Origin of the sequence: Aeoliella mucimassa, from assembly GCF_007748035.1 — a bacterium.
Classification (GTDB): domain Bacteria; phylum Planctomycetota; class Planctomycetia; order Pirellulales; family Lacipirellulaceae; genus Aeoliella; species Aeoliella mucimassa.
The window spans coordinates 2,619,612-2,637,553 of sequence record NZ_CP036278.1 but is presented as its reverse complement, the minus strand read 5'-3'; the positions used below and the strand labels follow the sequence as shown (position 1 = coordinate 2,637,553).

Sequence of the window (17,942 nt, the reverse complement as noted above, 5' to 3'; positions counted from 1 at the left end):
ACCTACTAGGCGAGGGTATCGGCGATGAACACGCAACCGTTTCTGGGCTCGATACTCCTGCTGGTCGCGTCGACCTGTTTGGCCGCTGGCTCCACCGACGCGCAGGTGGTACTCTCCGGCGAGCTAAAGCAATGGCATAACATCACGCTCACCCTCGATGGCCCTCAAGCGGCCGAAACGGACGACACCCCGAATCCGTTTCTCGACTACGCGATGCAAGTGACTTTCGCCCACGAGTCGGGGCAACTGCAGTACGTGGTGCCTGGCTATTTTGCCGCCGATGGCGATGCAGCGAATACTTCGGCCAGTTCCGGCAATAAATGGCGGGCGCATCTGGCGGCCGATCTCACCGGCGAGTGGACATATCGCATCTCGTTTCGGCAAGGTCACCACGCGGCGATCGACTCATCGGCCGACAGCCAACCGCTCGCTCCATTCGATGGGCTCAGCGGCAAGTTCACCGTGGCACCGACCGACAAGCGTGGGCGCGACTTTCGCGCTCATGGCCGGCTCGCTTATGTCGGGGAGCGATACCTGCAGACCAGCGGCACCAAGGAGTACTTCCTGAAGGTCGGAGCCGACGCACCCGAAACGCTGCTAGGCTACGTCGACTTCGACAACACCATCGCCGGCCGGGGAAAGAGTGTTCCGCTGAAGACCTGGCAACCGCATGTTCGCGACTGGCAACCGGGAGATCCCACCTGGCAACAGCAGAAGGGCAGGGGACTCATCGGGGCGATCAACTACCTGTCGGGCAAGGGCTGCAACGCCTTCTCGTTTCTCACCTACAACGCCGGCGGCGATGGCGATAACGTCTGGCCATTCGTCGAACGCAACGAGAAGCTGCATTACGACTGCAGTAAGCTCGATCAATGGGGCATCGTGTTTGAACACGCGACTACCAAAGGGATGTACCTGCACTTCAAGATGCAAGAGACCGAAAATGACGACCAACGTGGCTCTGACAAACCAGTACCCACCGCCCTCGATGGCGGAGAACTTGGTCCCGAACGTAAGCTCTACTGCCGCGAACTGGTCGCCCGCTTCGCCCACAACCTGGCGCTCAACTGGAATCTCGGCGAGGAGAACACCCAGTCAACCGTCGAGCAACAAGCGATGCTCGACTACCTGGCCGAGATCGATCCCTACCAGCACCTCCGCGTGCTGCATACCTATCCCCAACAACAGGACAACGTCTACCGCCCGCTACTCGGTGAGCGTTCGCAATTAACCGGCGTGTCGCTACAGAACGACCACATCCATGAGACCCACGTTCAAACCGTGAAATGGGTGCAAGAGTCGACCGCTGCTGGCAAACCGTGGGTGGTCGCCTTCGATGAGTCGGGTTCCGCGGCCCACGGAGTCTGCCCCGACCTTGGCTATCGCGGCTTTGATGGGCACGACAAAGCGGGCAACATGGCGTATACCGAGCATGAGGTCCGCTGGCAAACGCTGTGGGGAACCCTCATGGGAGGCGGCGCTGGTGTCGAGTACTACTTTGGCTACCAATTCGACGAGAACGATCTGCTGTGCCAGGACTGGCGTAGCCGCGATCGCAGTTGGAACTACTGCCGAATCGCGATTGATTTCTTCCGCGACCAGCAGATTCCGTACTGGCAAATGACCAATCACGACTCGCTGGTCGGAAACCCCGATCACGACAACACGAAGTACTGCCTGGCTAGCATCGGCGAGTGTTACGTGATCTACCTTCCCCAGCTAGACCACACCGAACTCGACCTCCGCAATGTTGCTGGTGAGTTCGACATCCAATGGTTCAATCCCCGCGATGGTGGAGAGCTAATAGCCGGAAGCGTACCGACCGTCTCCGCCGGTCGGCTCGTCGACATCGGCTCCCCGCCTGCCAGTACCGACTCGCACGACTGGGTCGCTTTGGTACGGAAGGATCGCTAACGACTTCTTTTGGTTCAGCCTCCATTTCATTTAACACTTTTTGCCTGCGTTGCAGTGAAAGATTGACTTGACCCGAACTCCATGCACAATAGCTGAAGCTCAACAGTCGTAGGACTAGTACGACTCTCGAATGCCCGATTCCCATGAATAAGAACCTCAGGTGGTGGCTCTACTTTACGATGGCCACTGCAGTACTTTTTGTCCTGCACCTACTTCGATTGGTAGATACGTGGAACGCATATTACCTGGATGGCTCTCGGGAGTTTGGCTGGCCGCTGACCTACATCTGGGCGAACGTTTGGGGATGGCATCTCGAATACCGCAGGTTTCTGATCGACTTGCTAGTGATGGTGCTTATGGCCAAACTGTTTGCGGATGCCTCCGTAACCGGCTATCGAAACTACTTCCGTAAAGTAAGGAACTGGGGACTCCCTGATTCTACTTAGTCATCTCCTTCGACTGGTCTTTTTTTCAGAACGCCATGAACCCATACCAATCGCCCGAGAGCCCCGCTGTCGCCCGCAGTCTATCGATGTGGAGATCGTTCGCCATCGTGGTAATGAGCGGCGTTGGGTTCGGCCTGGCTGGCTCGCTGCTGGGGCTGATGATTGCCCTGCTCGCGCCGGATTATTATCGCATGGTATTCCACATCTCTAACAACAGTGGGACGAGTCTTCTGCAACTCGGCATGGGACTTGGCCTGACGCAAGGCGTTGGGTGCGGCATCGCGGTTGGTGTCGCTTTGGTGTTCGCGAACGCCTGGTACCGCTCGCGGATCGCCCGCATCCTCGGGCAGGGTTCCTAATGCCCTTCCCGGCACATCAATACCAGCAGGTCAGCCATCTCTGCTACACTTGAGTGGCCTTCGCCGCCGACCCAGGCGATTCCCCCTTCCGACACCTGCCCCCACGCTGACGCATGCCCCGACTTTCCCACGTAAGCTTCCTTCTGATCGCTGGCTGGCTGCTTACTTCCAGCCATGGACTGGCCCAGCTACGCCTGAACGATACGACATCGCTCCACTTTGCTACCGCCAAGCAAGGGCGCGAGGTGCTGACCGCGCGCGACGACTTTGTCGAGCGGCTAAGCCCCTTCGATCGTGCTGCGCGTTTGAAGTCAGGCGAAGAGGTTGCCGAGGACCAGTACCTGGAGTTCGTCGGCCAGCAGGTTCGAGAGTGGAGCGACGTAGAGCAGCAGCATATCGCTGCCGCCTTTGCGACGGTTCAACCGATGTTGGAATCGCTCGACTTGCCGCTGCCGAAAGAAGTGTTGTTGATCAAGACCACTGGCAGCGAGGAAGGGGGAGCCGCGTACACGCGGGGCAACGCGATCGTGCTGAACAACAGCCATATGGCCGAGTCTCCAGCCATGTTGAACAAACTGCTGTGCCATGAGTTGTTCCATGTGCTCTCGCGGGCGAACCCTGAGCTTCGTGAGCAACTTTACGATTCGATCGGCTTCGTCGCTTGCGACGAGCCACAGCTGCCGAAGGAACTCGCCGCACGAAAAATCACGAACCCCGATGCTCCGAAAAACGACCACTGCATTCGGCTGAGCATCGACGACCAGGAGCAATGGATGGTGCCAGTGCTGCTATCGAGTTCCAAACGGTACGACCCACAGCGCGGTGGTGAGTTCTTCAACTACCTCGAGTTCAAGCTGCTGGTGGTCGCGGATCCTGAGGCCGAGAAAACCACCGACGAAAGCACTCCGCCCGCCGAGGCGAAGCTCGTCGATTTGCGACAAGCCAGCGGTTTTTTTGAGCAAGTCGGAAATAACACCGGCTACATCATTCACCCCGAAGAAATTCTGGCCGACAACTTTGCTTTGCTCGCGATGAAACGAGAGAAGCTTCCCTCGCCGGAGGTAACAGAAAAAATGGCAAAGATTCTGAAGAAGTTTTCTACGCACCGCGCGCAGCAAAGCCCCGTGGAGTCCACCGAGCCTTAGTCGTTCGTCGCCCAATCAGTCGAACAAGCACTATCGCGTCGTGATCAACTCACAGAGCAAGCAGCATACGGACTTCTGCAGCTTCAACTCTGCAATTTAGCAATTCGCTTTCGCCAGCTAGCTACCATGCTTTTCACGGTGAATTCAGCGTCTTTTCCTTGCACTTTTTGCCTGGGGACACTTCCCAAACTACCCTTGTTCAGGGCAAAATAAGTGTCAAGTCAAAGCCAACGATCTATCTGCTGCCCCGGGTGGTCATCGGCTGTGGGAGCCTTATGGGCTCGTCTAAATCTAAGTTACCTTCCACCCGAGGTATGCTATGCTTTGCCGCCGCTACCGCTGCGTCACATTTGCTATCTGTACATTGCTCGCGCTGCTCGTTTGCCGCAGCAGCCAAGCCGACACCGACTACGCTTCGCTCGTCAACGGTTTGATCGGCACCGACTCGGAGCCGGGCTTCTCGCACGGCAACATCTATCCGACCGTTGCGACTCCCTTTGGGATGACCTTCTGGACTCCGCGGACTGGTCGTGAGTCGGGCTGGATCTATCAGTACGACAAGACCGAGCACCATGGCTTCCACGCTACGCATCAGCCGAGCCCCTGGATGGGCGATTACGGCATGCTCGGCGTGATGCCGTTCGACAATGGCCCGGCCAAGGGTCGTTTGCCGGTTTCGAAGTTCAGCCACGACACCGAAGAGGCAAAGCCTTACTACTATGGTGTCACCATGGAAGACTCCGGCGTGCGGGCCGAAATGTCGGCTACCTGCCGTAGCTCGGCCATGCGGTTCGATTATCCCAGCAGCGACAAGGCCTGGATGCAGGTCGACGCTTACGGGCGGAGTGAGTTCAAGATCAACGAAGCCGAAGGCACCATCGAGTGCACTGGTCGCGTCCAACGCGGCGGTGTTGCCGGTGACTTTGGTTGCCGCTACGTGCTCGACTTCGATTGCAAGATCGTGGATGTCGAACGCTCGCCCGACCAACATTGGATCACCGTGAAGCTGGCTCCGGCCGAAGATGGCATCGTCAATCTGAAGATCGGTAGCTCGTTCATCAGCCACGACCAGGCGAAGCTGAACCTCGACCGCGAAATCGGCAGCAAGTCGTTCGACGAAGTGGTCGCGGCAGCGAAAGCCGAGTGGAACAAGCGTCTGTCGGTCATCGAGATCGAAGGGGCCACCGACGAGCAGATGGTGACCTTCTACTCCAACCTGTACCGCGCTTTGCTGTTCCCCCGCATCTTCTTCGAGTACAACGCCGAAAACGAGATGGTGCACTACAGCCCCTACTCGGGCAAAGTGGAACCAGGCGAAATGTACGCCGACAACGGTTTCTGGGACACTTTCCGCGCGGTTTACCCACTGCTGTCGATCATCGATCCCGATATCAACGCTTCGATGGTTCGCGGCTGGATTAACGCCTACAAAGAAGGGGGCTGGTTCCCCAAATGGGCGAGCCCCGGTTATCGCGACTGCATGATCGGCACCCACGTTGAGAGCGTGATTGCCGACGCCCTGTGCAAAGGCATCACCGATTTCGATCTCGATGCGGCCGCCGAGGCTTCCATCAAAGACGCTACCGCGTTTAGCACCAACGGCGCTTACGGCCGCAAAGGCTTGAAGGAATACCTGGAACTCGGCTACGTGGCCAGCGATCGCACCGGCGAAGCCACCGCCCGCACGCTCGAGTTCGCCTACGACGACTGGTGTGCTGCTCAGGTTTGCAAGGCAGCTGGCCGCGACGACGTGGTGCCGATGCTGCTCAAGCAGTCGCAGTACTACCACAACGTGTTCGATCCTGAAGTCGGCATGATGCGTGGCCGCGAAGCGAGCGGCGAATGGCGTCCGAACTTCAAGGCCGACGAATGGGGTGGCCCGTTCACCGAAGGTAGCTCGTGGCACTATAGCTGGAGCGTACTGCACGACCTGCCTGGTTTGATCGCCCTCATGGGTGGCGACGATGCCTTCGCTGGCAAGCTCGACGAAATGCTCGCCGCCAAGCCGACGTTCGGCGTTGGTCACTACGGCGGCGTGATTCACGAGATGACCGAAATGGTCGAGTGCCACATGGGTCAATACGCCCACGGCAACCAACCTGTGCATCACGTGCTGTACCTGTACAACTTCTCGGGCAAGCCTTGGAAGACCGCAGCTCCTGTGCGTCAGGTCTGCGATACGCTGTACGGTCCTGGTGCCGATGGTTACTGCGGCGACGAAGACAACGGCCAGATGTCGGCCTGGTACCTGTTCAGCACGCTCGGCTTCTACCCGGTTTGCCCCGGCAAAGCTGGTTACGTGCTCGGCAGCCCCCGTTTTGCCAAGGCCACGATCCACCTGCCTAGCGGCAAGGATTTCGTGATCGATGCTCCCGGCAACTCCGACACCGCTATTCACGTGCAGTCGCTCGACCTCAACGGCAAGTCGGTCTCCCGGTCGTGGATCAAGCACCAAGAGATCACAGACGGCGGTACCCTCACGGTCAAGATGGGCACCGAGCCCAACGAAGACTGGGGCACCGACGTCGAAGACCGCCCCTTCGGAGATTGGGAACAAGAGTAAGGGGTCGTCTTGTGAAGGATTCACGAGGCCAGGGATCGGCCTCCAAGTCCTGCTCTTGAAAACACCGCTGGCCCTCGGGTTCCTGCTTCCTACGTGGGAACCCGGGGGGCAAGCAGACGGTCGCCTCGCTTCGCCCTGGCTGCCGAATCACTTCTTCCAACACTTCTTTCCAGGCACATCATGAATATCAAACACTTGCTTTGCCTTAGTCTGCTCCTCACCTGCGCCGGCCCGCTGCAGGCTCAAAAGTTTGAGTCGAAGCGCCCCGCAGAGAGCGAGCGATGCTTTACGAGTCCCACCATCGAGAAGGCGATTGCCACGACTAAGGCCAAGATCGCGGATCCGGAACTTGCTTGGATGTTCGAGAACTGCTATCCGAACACCCTCGACACGACCGTCGACTACGAGGTGATCGATGGCAAGCCCGACACGTTTGTGATCACCGGCGACATCGATGCCATGTGGCTCCGCGATTCGACCGCCCAGGTCTGGCCTTACATGCCTTACATCGTGGAAGACGAGAAGCTTCGCCTGCTGGTCGAGGGTCTCGTGCGTCGTCAAACGAAGTGCGTGCTGCTCGATCCGTACGCCAACTCGTTTTACAAGGATATGGAGCGTGAGTCGCACTGGAAAGACGATTATCCCAGTCCCATCGACGGCGTGCACGAACGCAAGTGGGAAATCGATTCGCTCTGCTACACCGTGCGACTGGCCAACGAGTACTACAAGCTCACCGGCGATGCTTCGATCTTCGACGAAGACTGGCAACGCGGTGCAAAGCTGATTGTCGAGACGTTCCGCACCGAGCAACGTCGCAACGGCACCCCGTTCCGGTTCCGCCGCAGCACCGATCGCATGCTCGACGCCCCGGCGTTCGATGGCACCGGTCGCCCTGTGAATCCGTGTGGGCTCATCGCTTCGTCGTTCCGTCCGAGCGACGACAGCACGCTGTTCCCCTTCCTGATTCCCAGCAATCTGTTCGCGGTGCAATCGCTCAAGCAGCTGGAAGCCATCTTCCGCAACCAGCTTGACGACGACGATTTTGCCGACGAATGCAAGGCGATGGCCGACGAAGTGCAAGCAGCCATCAACAAGTACGCCAAGCTCGACCACCTCGACTACGGCGAGATCTATGCGTACGAGGTCGATGGTTTTGGCAACCGCGTCTTCTGGGACGATGCGAACGTGCCAAGCCTGATGTCGCTCGCTTACCTCGGTGTGCACAAGACCAGCGATCCGATTTACGTTCGCACGCGTAAGTTCCTCTTGAGCGAGAACAACCCTTACTACTTCCGCGGCACCGCCGCCGAGGGTCAGGCCAGCCCCCACACCGGCAAGGTTCGGATCTGGCCAATGGGTATCATCCTGCGGGCGATGACCAGCACCGACGATGCGGAAATCACCCACTGCCTGCAGATGCTTAAAGACACGCACGCTGGCACCGGCTTCATGCACGAGGCCTTTAACAAGGACGATCCACAGGACTACACCCGCGACTGGTTCGCCTGGGCCAACACCCTGTTTGGCGAGCTGATCGTCAAGATCGACCACGAGCGTCCGCACCTGCTCGAGACCAAGTTCGAGTAAGTGAGCCTGCGGCGAACTTCCGACGCTGCTCGTGACAACCGAAACCTACAGAAACCCTCGGCGAAAGCCGGGGGTTTTTCTTTGCCATCGGTCGTAAACGCTCAGTGCTATTCGGCGGTTTCCGCTGGAGCCATCAGCGCCCGTTCACAGCCAGCTATCGATCGCTGTGCCTGCCATTCAAGCGGTACATGCCACAGAACAACAGGTAACCACACACCGCACCACCGATCATCATGCCCCAGATCGGAGCCCTGTAATAGGAGGCCTCAGAACCCGCATCCGTTAGCAGCGCACCAATTCCCATCGAAGCCATCAGCACAAACATGCTCCCCACAAGGTTGGCGATGCCGAGTAGCTTCTCTCGCTTTCGAATCCGATAGTGCCAAGCGCTCCACTCTCCGTAAGCGTACCAGCCCAGCGGGCAGAGAAGTACGATTCCGCTCTTCGAATCGCTAGGTACATCGGACTGAGGGAGCACGATGAGCACTCCCAAGATAAGCAGCAACGCAGCGGTGAAGTTCACCACAAACAGCCCCCACTGCAGAAGCGTGAACTCTGCCGGATCTACAGGATCTCCCGCGACTTCCTCGGGCGACTGATAGGGGTTGATTACTATAGTCATCGTCGTGATGGGGTACAACCGATGCTCGCTTCCAAGGATTCGCACGCGACAGGCACTTGTCAGTCAAATCGCAGTATATCCGCGAGGTCGAATGGCCGTCACCTAGCAAGGGGTGGGTGTTGCTTCGCTCGTCGCTAGCGAGCAGAAAAACTATTGCGCATTGCCCGATTTTTCGCTCGCAAATGGCCACCTGGCGCGGTATAAAACAACCACACAAATGAACATTAGAACACCTACCCATTGCCCCCGATCCCACCCACTATTGTGCCCCCAGGGGGCTTTATGTTGCTCCCCTCCTTCAGCGACTTACGACGACACGTTTGCCAAACAAGCCGACAAACGCAGTGGTTATTTCGATCCTCCGTGACGTAAGTCGAGCGAAAATAAAGCCCCCACCCATCGATTTCCTGACTTCTGGAGCATTTCCCGTTTGGCGTCCAGTGATCTCCATCGGGTACAATCAAGGTCCTCACTTTTCTGCACACGCCAGCCTAGGAATCGCGCCATGCCGAGCCTACTCTCCCGCCTGTTCGTTATGCTGCTGTTGGGTCCCCTGTTGAGCGTCGGGGCCATCGCGGCCGAGCAGCCCAACTTTCTCATCATCCTGGTCGACGATCTTGGGCTCCATGACTTAGGAGTCGAAGGAAGCACGTTCTACGAGACACCGCACATCGATGCGCTGGCCAACTCCGGCATGCGATTCGAGCAAGGGTACGCTGCGTGCCAGGTTTGCAGTCCGTCGCGAGCGAGTTTGATGCTTGGCAAAACGCCCGCTCGGATCGGCATCACCAACTACATCGGCGCATCCAGCGGCTGGCAATACAAGCGGAACGATCCGGTGATGCCGGCCGAGTACGCCCGCCGGCTTCCGGCCAGCGACACCACCATTGCCGAGGCTTTGCATGCGGCCGGATACAAGACGTTTTACGCAGGCAAATGGCACCTCGGCGACAAAGGTTCCTGGCCCGAGGATCATGGCTTCGACATCAACAAAGGTGGTTGGTCGGCAGGCTCTCCCAATGGCGGTTACTTTGCCCCGTGGAACAATCCGCGCCTGCCAAGTGGCCCCAACGGCGAGTCGCTCGCTATCCGCTTGGCGAACGAGACCGCTGCGTTCGTCGAACAGCATCAACAGCAACCCTTCTTCGCCTGCATGGCGTTCCATCACGTCCACAGCCCAATTCAAACCAGCAAGGCGTTGTGCGAAAAGTACCGCCAGAAAGCAGCCGATGAAGGACTGCTCGACAACGAGCATCGCTTTCAGTTCGATCGGCGTTTGCCTGTGCGGCAAGTGCAGGACAACCCGATTTATGCAGGCATGATGGAGACGCTCGACGACGCAGTCGGCATCGTGCTCGACAAACTCGCAGCGACCGGGCTCGATAAGAATACCGTGGTCGTTTTCACCAGCGATAACGGTGGCGTTTCGTCGGGCGATGCGTACTCGACTAGCTTGCTTCCGCTCCGCGGCGGCAAAGGTCGGCAGTGGGAAGGTGGACTGCGGGTTCCGTTGTACGTTCGCGCTCCCGGCATCACCGAACCTGGCGCGGTGACTTCGGTCCCTGCGATCGGCATGGACATCTTCCCCACCTTCCTGGAACTCGCTGGGGTGACAGCCATGCCCGAGCAGCACCTCGACGGGGTGAGCCTGGTTCCTGTGCTGAAGGGAGAGACGATCGCCGACCGCGACCTGTTCTGGCACTATCCGCACTACGGTAACCAAGGGGGCGAGCCTTCGTCGGTCATTCGCTCCGGCGATTGGAAGCTGATTTACTACCACGAAGACGGCCGCGTGGAACTCTACAACCTGCCCGACGACACCTGCGAACAAACCGACCAGGCAGCCGACCATCCCGAACTCGTCCGTAAGCTGCGTGCGAAGCTGGTCGCCTGGCTTGCTGAAACCGGCGCGACGTTTCCAACAGCCGACCCACGGTTCGATCGCCAGAAGTTCGAGCAGAAACTCACTAACAGCCGCACCAAACAGCTCGAAGGTTTAGAAAAGAAGCACGCTCGCTTCCTCGACAGCGATTGGCAGCCGAATCCCACCTGGTGGGGCAGCTTGCCGCAGGATTGATCGGCTGGTGCGTGAGACACAAAAAAACCCTCGACTTTCGTCGAGGGTTGATGAATCGTCCGTTAGCAGCTGCTCGCCAGGTTACTTGTCGAGTGCTTGCAAGGCAAACGCGTAGGCCCCCAGCGAGATCGCTTCGCTCGTGCCAAGGCGACTCATGCCGACTCCGATGCGTTGCAGCGGATCGTACATCACCTTTTGATCGGAACCAGGAACCGTCACCTCTCGCGAATCGCCCTTGAGGAACTGCTCGAGCTGGGCAGGGTCTTCGAGATTGAAGACCTGAGTCGGAATCCGGCGGAAACGATTTCCGTCGGGGCCTACCCAGTCGCTATTCATTTCGTCCACTAGCGCCGGCAAGAAAGCGGGCCAGGCACCAGAAACACCACCACCAATCACCCCAATGCCATCGATCAGAGTCAAAGCAGTTGCCATGGCGTCGCCCGCCACTTCGCCGAGTCGGCGGAAGGCTTCCTTCGCCGCGTCGGTATTGCCTTCGGCCGTGCCTTGGGCGATGTCGAAAATATCCTTCGGCTCAGGTACCTGCTCGAGCGCAATACCACTCTGCTCGGCATATACCCGACGGACCGCACGGATGCAGGCACCTTCTTCCGCGTTCATCTCAGGAGCCAGTTTATTGCGAAGCGTCCACACCTCAGCAGCAACGGAATTGTCGCCGATAAACGCACGACCATCGCGTACGATACCGCCCCCCAGGCCGGTGCCGAGCGTGATACCGAACAAGTTGCGATACCGCTTGGGGCTGCCAGCCTTCTCGAGCAAGTCGTTCAGATATGGCAGGATGCCGCCGATAGCTTCGCCATACGCGAACAGGTCGCCATCGTTGTTGATGAACACGGGGATGCCGAACTTCTGTTCGAGCATGGGTCCCAGCGGAACCCCACCACGGAAGGCAGGCAGGTTGCCGAGATCGCCGATGATACCGGCCGGGTAATCGCAAGGCCCAGGGAAGGCAAAGCTGATGGCCACCGGCGGTTCGGGGCACATCTCTTTGACCTTGGTGAAACCTTCGACCAAACCAGCTAGGCACTTGTCGAGGTCATCCGCGTTCGAAGGCAACGCGACCGTTTCGGTCACCGGCGTTCCGCCACGCATGGCAGCAAAACGAAAGTTTGTTCCCCCGGCATCGAGGGTCATGACGATGCGAGAATCGTTATTCATGGTATTGAAAAGGGGTCAGGATTCAGCAGCCAGAGGTCGCAGCGAGACTCGCCAGGACCTCGGCCGCCATCGAATGATAGAAAGCGAGCAGCACGAGCAGTCGATGTTCGACAGCCAGACGCTGAGCACGTGCGTCGAGTCGAATTACTCGGCCGCTGCAGGAGCCTTACCGCTACGGAGCGACAAAATGAGCAAGTACAAGAAGCAAACCGCCGGTACCGCGAAAGCGAGCGTGGTGGCTACTTTCGAGTCGATGAGCTGTCCCATCAAAAGCGGCACTAAAGCACCACCCGAGATGGCCATGCACATCAAACCCGACAGTTCACTAGCCCGCTCGGGCTTCTCTTCCACGGTGATCGAGAAGAGCATCGGCCAGATGTTCGCAAAGCCCAAACCACCGAGCACTACGCCGGTGATGATCAGCGGCTTGCTGCCGGCAATCACCAGGCCAATTCCAATGAGACCCAACAACGCGGAAAGGCGGAAGAACAAATGGGGGTTGATATTAATCGAACCAGCAACCAAGCGACCAACCGTGAGCACGCCGAAGAACAGCGTGGGGCCCAGCAGCTTGGCGTTGTCCTGCGTCAGCCCAACATCCATCAACACCGGTTCCAGGAAGGTACCCATGCAGACTTCGGCACCCACGTACAAGAAGATACCCACCACGGCCAGCGCGAACACTGGCAGCCGGAGCAGAGCGAGCGACTCGATGATTCCAGGTGGTTCGTCGGCTTTGGTCTCGTCGATCCGCATGATGGCAACCAGCACGAACGCGATGGCCATCAAACCAAAGTAAATCGGGAAAGCACCGCGCCAGCCCAATTGGGCGAGCAGACCAATCGCACCGACCACTGCTGGCAAGTACGTGGAGGCCGAACTACCAATACCCTTGAAGCCTTGAGCGAGCGCCAGGTTGCGGCTGTAGTTACCGGGAGCACTCACGTCGCGCATGATCGGGTTGCCAGCAACTTGCAGGAACGTAGTACCCACGCCCAACAGGAAGATGCAGCCCAGCAACAGAGCATAAGGAGGAGCCACAAAGGCCGGCACCGCCACGGCGATGGTGTTGAGGCCCAAACCGAGCAGCAGTACTGGCTTCTTGCCGATACGCGCGGCGAGCCAACCGCCGGGCACGCTGAACACGGCAAAGGCAATAAACACGGCGAACGGCATCAGCGTCGCCATCACTTTGGAGAGTTGATAATTCTCGCCTACCGCATTGGACAACGGGCCCATGGCATCGGCCACACCCATCAACAGAAACGCGAGCAGGATCGGGAGCGTCTTAAGATTCATAATTGCGCAGCACCATCGGGGCCAGTGATGATAAGAAGAACGAAAGTCGGCCGCGGACAATGGGCAGTAAGACACACAACCGGACGAGAGCAAGCGGTTGGAAACCGCCTGTTTCCTATGCTCTGTTATAATCGCCGGCCACGGGATACGGTAGCGGGGGCGGCTAAGAAACAAGACCTCGACACGAAAGCTGTTCGGCCGGAACACACCGTAAAAACGAAGCTTCTGTGTGCTGAAATCGAGCGGAATCCTGCCACTCGGTGTGCGGTTCAGGCACACCACTCACCTTTGAACGACAAAGGCCTCCGCTGCCGATCATCGGCAACGGAGGCCCCGCGTGATTTACTCCGATTATTCGGCTGCGTTCGACTACGACTCGTCGCTCGAAACCGAAACGTCTTCGGTATCCATCGGCACGATACTGCTGCCGGGGGTCGAGGGGAGCCGAGGCATCGAGATCTCGGGGAACTCTCCATCGAGGGCCGAGAGGAAGGCCACCAAGTCGGCGACTTGCTCGTCCGAAAGGTCTTCGCCCAACTGCAGCGTACCCATCAGTTTCACGGCTTCCTCCAACGTAGCGGCCGAACCATTGTGCAAGTAGGGAGCGGTCATGGTGACGTTACGAAGCGTGGGAGTCTTAAACAAGTAGCGGTCCGACTCGTCGCCGGTGGCCAGCTCGCGTCCGTAGTCTTTGTCGAGATGATGCTTGGCGACCAACTCTTCCTCGGCCGACGAGGGGAACTCGTAGAACTCTCCACCAAACAGCGGTGCGTCATGGCACGACGCACAGCCTACCTCGTCGAACAGCAGCATGCCACGAACCTGTTGTTCGTTCATCGCCTTCAGCTCACCCTTCGCATAACGATCGTAAGCACTGTCGGGCGTGATCAGCGTGCGCTCGAAAGCAGCAATCGCCTTGGTCGCGTTCTTGATGTTCATGGCGTCTTCGCCGAAGACTTCTTTGAACGATTCGACGTAGCCAGGAATCGCCTGAATGCGTTCGACTACCATATCGTGCGATGCCATGCCCATTTCGGGCGCGGCCACCATTGGTCCACCAGCCTGGTCTTCGAGCGTTTCGGCGCGGCCATCCCAGAACTGGCTCGGCATGAAGGCCGCATTCCACACGGTCGGCGAGTTACGTTCGCCAGTCCGTCCGAGGATGCCCATGCCGACGCAGCGGCAGTCGTCGCCACCTTCCATCACGTTGTGGCACGAGTTGCACGACACGGTACCGTTGACCGAGAGTCGCGGATCGAAGTACAGCTGCTTGCCGAGTTCCACCTTGGCAGCCGTCGAGGGATTATCGTCCGGCGTGGGGGCAGAGGAGGGGAGGGGAGCCCACCCTTCCGGCAACTCCGACTTGGCTTCGGCCACTACCGGAGTGGTAGTCACTTCGCCGGCGGGGGTCACGAGGGCGGTTTCGTCGGCGGGGGTCACGAGGGCGGTTTCGTCGGCGGGCTCCGGCGCTGGTGGGGTTTGGACTGGTTTACTGCAGCCGGCGACCAGTACGACAGCGAAACATGTCGCGGCCATCGCCAGACAACGACCAACAGGGTGCATCGATATCAGCATGGCAATTTACTCCTCTGGAGGGGATCCAGTATTTGAAGGACAGCCTGTTTCTAGCAATTCGATAGAGCCGCCTATCATAAGCCCCGTTCAAGCCCGTGACGACAGGGCTGAACCGCCCACACCTGGGCCGCAAAGTGGCCAAAAACAGTTGTGGAAATGGCCAGAGAATCTGTTCTAATAGGGGAAAACATGAACTCAGCTCGCTCGAAGCGATCGACACTCACCGACAACTGCGACAATATGTCTCATGCAATAGCACTACAAATGCCCCCAATCGCACCCCCTGGGGCGATATCTTCCCTGAGCGCTCGAATCACCCTAATCCGAACCGCTTGCCAGCACACGATTTACGACAATACTGCCGCAAGCCAGTCCCCTTTATTTTGCCCCCACGAATCGTTTTCCGTGCATTGGGGGCAAAATTCTCCGGCGGCTTGCTGACATAACATTCGGTTAACTGAAGACCGGTGCCCACTCTGAACTACTACTCAAGCATGAAGAATAGCTATGTGTCATCCCATCACGTTCAAGCCTGGTACTAAGATCGACCTCCAGAAAATCGACCCTCGCAAAGTCGACGGCGACTGGGAGAAGGAAACCGCCTACGAACAGATCGCAGAGTACACCAAGCGGAGTCGCGAGTTGGCTTACAAGCTGTACGCCGAGAACAAACGGAGCGTGCTGCTGGTGCTGCAGGGCATGGATACCGCGGGCAAAGATGGCACGATTCGCACCGTGCTCACTGGCATCAATCCTCAGAGTTGCCAGATTGTGCCCTTCAAGCAACCGAGCTCCTTGGAACTCGATCACGACTTTCTCTGGCGGGTGCACATGGCGGTTCCTCGTCGTGGCAACATCGGCATCTTCAATCGCTCGCACTACGAAGACGTGCTGGTGGTTCGTGTGCATAACTTGGTGCCAAAAAATGAATGGAGCACTCGTTACCATCGCATCAATGAATTCGAGGACTTGCTCACCGACGGCGGCGTAAAAATCGTCAAGTGTTTTCTGCACATCAGCAAGGAGGAGCAGCGCGAGCGACTGCAGGCGAGGCTCGACAAACCGCACAAGCGATGGAAGTTCTCCAAAGGCGATCTGGCCGAACGCAAATTGTGGGACGACTACCAGGAAGCCTACCGCGTTGCACTCGAAGAGTGCAACACGAAGCACGCGCCTTGGCACATCATCCCGTCCGATCGCAAGTGGTACCGCAACCTGGTAGTCAGCCGGTTGCTGCTCGACACCTTGGAAGAGATCGACCCTAAGTTCCCCGAAGAAGAGGAGGGCCTGGAAGATATTATTGTGGAATAACCGCTAACAGCGACCTACCAGCGTTAGTTGTGCGTGGTATTCGCTCCATCGCCCCCCAAATGGCGGCGCAGGTAGCTGGCTCGTTCGATATTGCGATCCGACGAGTCGAGTTCCATGCCGGCCAGCTTTTGCAGGTGCGCTGGTTGCGTGTGCACAAACAACTTGTTGACCGTTGGAATGGCAACGTCGCCGATCAAGCCGAGGTTCACGCCCATGCGAACACTGGAGAGCAAGTGCAAGGTTTCTTCGCTGCTGATGGTCTGGGCGTTTCGCAAGATACCATATGCCCGGCTCACGCGATCGTGCAGCGTCTCCTGGCTTTCGCGTACCAGGAACTCACGCGCCTGGCGTTCGTAATCGATCAGCACCGGTACGACGTCGGATACTTTCTTGACGAGTTCCTGCTCGCTAAGTCCCAACGTAACCTGATTCGAAATCTGATAGAAGTCGCCCATCGCCTGGGAGCCTTCGCCATACAAACCACGCACGGCGAGATTAATCTTTTGCAAACTACGAAACACCTTATCGATCTGACGCGTGATGACCAGCGCTGGCAGGTGCAACATCACGCTGACGCGAATGCCGGTACCCACATTGGTTGGGCAAGCGGTCAGGTAACCGAGCTTTTCGTTGTACGCGTAGGTCACCTGCTCTTCGATCAAGTCGTCGAGCATGTCGATCTGGGCCCATGCGGTCTCCAGGTCGAGTCCGCTGTGCATCACCTGGATGCGAAGATGATCTTCTTCGTTGATCATCACACTGTATTGTTCACGCTTGTCGATCGCCACGGCGCGGGCGCCGTCGCTCTCCGACAGCTCGCGGCTAATGAGTTGCCGTTCGACGAGGAACGCCCGGTCGACTTCCGGCAGTTCGCTGACATCCACGTACAACAACTCGCCGGGAAACTTCTTCGAATCGTTCGAAGCAGCAATCCGGGCGTGCAGAATCTTTTCGATCTCGATGCGGTCGGCCGGTGTCGCCCGCGCGATGAAAGGGAACTCGGCCAGGTTGCGAGCCAAGCGGATACGGCTAGAGATCACGATGTCGGACTCAGGCCCGGAGCCTTTGAGCCACTCACCGCTTGCTTGCGCCAGTTCTTCGAAATTGAGTGGCATCGCCAAAAGATTCCCAGTGGGCTAGTCGATCGAAACTTACATCCAATAAAGTTTAAGCGTTTTCGCCGCTGGGGTCAGGTGCATCGCGGGTCGCTTCGATGGCGCGAATCTCGTCGCGCAGTTTCGAGGCTTCCTCGTAGTCTTCGCGAGCTACGGCTTCCTTCATCTCCCGACGGAGCCGGATCAGCTGAGTTTGCTGCTCCGCATTGGCACCATATCCCTTGGGCACTTTGCCCACGTGATGAATCTCGTCGTGAATGTTCAGCAGCAAAGGCTCCAGCTCGTCAGCAAAACAGACGTAGTCGTGGGGACATCCGAGCCGCCCCTGCTTGCGGAACTCGCGGAAGGTTATGCCACACACTGGACAAGCTTGCTTGTCGAGCCGGGCTAGTTCTTCGGCGGTTTCCCCCACGGCCAACTGCTGAGCCAGCAACCCCGCCATGGCCGGCATCACATCCGACGCATCGTCGTCGGCCGGAGGAGCCAGGAACGCCTGGGCGCAGTCTTCGCACAGATGCACTTCGCTCGGTTCACCGTCCACCAAGTCGGTTATGTGAAATGTCGCCTTTTTATCGCATTTCTGACACTTCATGGTGGCAATCACTCACTGGGAACCAAGACGAAAAACAAACCAAACCCCTCGTTAGGGATTCTATCGGAGGGCCCTATAGTGTCAAGGCGAGTGAACGCCAGCATGCATTGCATCAAACCATTACCAGACAAGAAGATACGTACTGCCACGGTGAGCTT

The 17,942-nt window shown here is 58.1% G+C and carries 14 protein-coding genes; 8 read left to right on the top strand and 6 right to left on the bottom strand.

Annotated elements, in window-relative coordinates; translation table 11 throughout:
* Positions 1-24: 24 nt before the first annotated feature.
* From Pan181_RS10620 to Pan181_RS10595, 6 genes are all read left to right on the top strand, one after another.
* Positions 25-1,914 (top strand): DUF5060 domain-containing protein, encoded by a 1,890-nt coding sequence (locus tag Pan181_RS10620; protein ID WP_145246789.1) that lies wholly within the window; start codon positions 25-27, stop codon positions 1,912-1,914.
* Positions 1,915-2,057: 143 nt separating this feature from the next.
* Positions 2,058-2,360, top strand: a complete 303-nt coding sequence (locus tag Pan181_RS10615; RefSeq protein WP_145246788.1) for a hypothetical protein — start codon at positions 2,058-2,060, stop codon at positions 2,358-2,360.
* Between the two features lie 35 nt (positions 2,361-2,395).
* Positions 2,396-2,719, top strand: coding sequence for a hypothetical protein (locus tag Pan181_RS10610; protein WP_145246787.1), 324 nt, complete (start codon positions 2,396-2,398; stop codon positions 2,717-2,719).
* Between the two features lie 113 nt (positions 2,720-2,832).
* The gene (locus tag Pan181_RS10605) at positions 2,833-3,864 is read left to right on the top strand and encodes an eCIS core domain-containing protein (RefSeq protein WP_145246786.1); all 1,032 of its coding nucleotides are present in this window, start codon (positions 2,833-2,835) and stop codon (positions 3,862-3,864) included.
* Positions 3,865-4,183: 319 nt separating this feature from the next.
* A complete protein-coding gene (locus Pan181_RS10600; RefSeq protein WP_145246785.1) occupies positions 4,184-6,427 on the top strand; it encodes a GH92 family glycosyl hydrolase in 2,244 nt (747 codons plus the stop codon).
* 180 nt (positions 6,428-6,607) lie between these two features.
* Positions 6,608-8,014 (top strand): glycoside hydrolase family 125 protein, encoded by a 1,407-nt coding sequence (locus Pan181_RS10595; RefSeq protein WP_145246784.1) that lies wholly within the window; start codon positions 6,608-6,610, stop codon positions 8,012-8,014.
* 154 nt (positions 8,015-8,168) lie between these two features.
* Here Pan181_RS10595 and Pan181_RS10590 read toward each other — a convergent pair whose 3' ends face one another.
* On the bottom strand, positions 8,169-8,636 hold the full coding sequence (locus Pan181_RS10590; RefSeq protein WP_145246783.1) for a hypothetical protein: 468 nt from the start codon (positions 8,634-8,636) through the stop codon (positions 8,169-8,171).
* A gap of 505 nt (positions 8,637-9,141) precedes the next feature.
* Here Pan181_RS10590 and Pan181_RS10585 point away from each other — a divergent pair.
* On the top strand, positions 9,142-10,713 hold the full coding sequence (locus Pan181_RS10585) for a sulfatase (RefSeq protein ID WP_197529147.1): 1,572 nt from the start codon (positions 9,142-9,144) through the stop codon (positions 10,711-10,713).
* An 81-nt stretch (positions 10,714-10,794) separates the two neighbouring features.
* Here the strand turns inward: Pan181_RS10585 and Pan181_RS10580 are convergent, their stop codons facing one another.
* The 3 genes from Pan181_RS10580 to Pan181_RS10570 form a co-directional block, all read right to left on the bottom strand.
* Positions 10,795-11,892 (bottom strand): ROK family protein, encoded by a 1,098-nt coding sequence (locus Pan181_RS10580; protein ID WP_145246782.1) that lies wholly within the window; start codon positions 11,890-11,892, stop codon positions 10,795-10,797.
* A gap of 144 nt (positions 11,893-12,036) precedes the next feature.
* Positions 12,037-13,191: an MFS transporter gene (locus Pan181_RS10575; protein ID WP_145246781.1), complete on the bottom strand. Its 1,155-nt coding sequence runs from the start codon at positions 13,189-13,191 to the stop codon at positions 12,037-12,039.
* Between the two features lie 369 nt (positions 13,192-13,560).
* Positions 13,561-14,766, bottom strand: a complete 1,206-nt coding sequence (locus tag Pan181_RS10570) for a cytochrome-c peroxidase (RefSeq protein WP_197529146.1) — start codon at positions 14,764-14,766, stop codon at positions 13,561-13,563.
* 507 nt (positions 14,767-15,273) lie between these two features.
* Here Pan181_RS10570 and Pan181_RS10565 point away from each other — a divergent pair.
* Entirely contained in the window at positions 15,274-16,077 is an 804-nt protein-coding gene (locus Pan181_RS10565; RefSeq protein WP_145246780.1) for a polyphosphate kinase 2 family protein, read from the top strand.
* 23 nt (positions 16,078-16,100) lie between these two features.
* Here Pan181_RS10565 and Pan181_RS10560 read toward each other — a convergent pair whose 3' ends face one another.
* Together Pan181_RS10560 and Pan181_RS10555 are read right to left on the bottom strand one after the other, a co-directional pair.
* Positions 16,101-17,192 carry a protein arginine kinase gene (locus tag Pan181_RS10560; protein ID WP_145246779.1) on the bottom strand — a complete coding sequence of 364 codons (1,092 nt, stop codon included), beginning with the start codon at positions 17,190-17,192 and terminating at the stop codon, positions 16,101-16,103.
* Positions 17,193-17,244: 52 nt separating this feature from the next.
* Positions 17,245-17,784, bottom strand: coding sequence for a UvrB/UvrC motif-containing protein (locus tag Pan181_RS10555; protein ID WP_145246778.1), 540 nt, complete (start codon positions 17,782-17,784; stop codon positions 17,245-17,247).
* Between the last annotated feature and the right edge of the window lie 158 nt (positions 17,785-17,942).

Excerpts from the sequence above, each read along its gene's own strand:
- Pan181_RS10605 (WP_145246786.1), top strand. The coding sequence starts at position 2,833 with ATGCCCCGACTTTCCCACGTAAGCTTCCTTCTGATCGCTGGCTGGCTG.
- Pan181_RS10575 (WP_145246781.1), bottom strand. The coding sequence starts at position 13,191 with ATGAATCTTAAGACGCTCCCGATCCTGCTCGCGTTTCTGTTGATGGGT.
- Pan181_RS10555 (WP_145246778.1), bottom strand. The coding sequence starts at position 17,784 with ATGAAGTGTCAGAAATGCGATAAAAAGGCGACATTTCACATAACCGAC.
- Pan181_RS10610 (WP_145246787.1), top strand. The coding sequence starts at position 2,396 with ATGAACCCATACCAATCGCCCGAGAGCCCCGCTGTCGCCCGCAGTCTA.
- Pan181_RS10585 (WP_197529147.1), top strand. The coding sequence starts at position 9,142 with ATGCCGAGCCTACTCTCCCGCCTGTTCGTTATGCTGCTGTTGGGTCCC.
- Pan181_RS10600 (WP_145246785.1), top strand. The coding sequence starts at position 4,184 with ATGCTTTGCCGCCGCTACCGCTGCGTCACATTTGCTATCTGTACATTG.
- Pan181_RS10580 (WP_145246782.1), bottom strand. The coding sequence starts at position 11,892 with ATGAATAACGATTCTCGCATCGTCATGACCCTCGATGCCGGGGGAACA.
- Pan181_RS10590 (WP_145246783.1), bottom strand. The coding sequence starts at position 8,636 with ATGACTATAGTAATCAACCCCTATCAGTCGCCCGAGGAAGTCGCGGGA.
- Pan181_RS10620 (WP_145246789.1), top strand. The coding sequence starts at position 25 with ATGAACACGCAACCGTTTCTGGGCTCGATACTCCTGCTGGTCGCGTCG.
- Pan181_RS10595 (WP_145246784.1), top strand. The coding sequence starts at position 6,608 with ATGAATATCAAACACTTGCTTTGCCTTAGTCTGCTCCTCACCTGCGCC.
- Pan181_RS10570 (WP_197529146.1), bottom strand. The coding sequence starts at position 14,766 with ATGCTGATATCGATGCACCCTGTTGGTCGTTGTCTGGCGATGGCCGCG.
- Pan181_RS10565 (WP_145246780.1), top strand. The coding sequence starts at position 15,274 with ATGTGTCATCCCATCACGTTCAAGCCTGGTACTAAGATCGACCTCCAG.
- Pan181_RS10615 (WP_145246788.1), top strand. The coding sequence starts at position 2,058 with ATGAATAAGAACCTCAGGTGGTGGCTCTACTTTACGATGGCCACTGCA.
- Pan181_RS10560 (WP_145246779.1), bottom strand. The coding sequence starts at position 17,192 with ATGCCACTCAATTTCGAAGAACTGGCGCAAGCAAGCGGTGAGTGGCTC.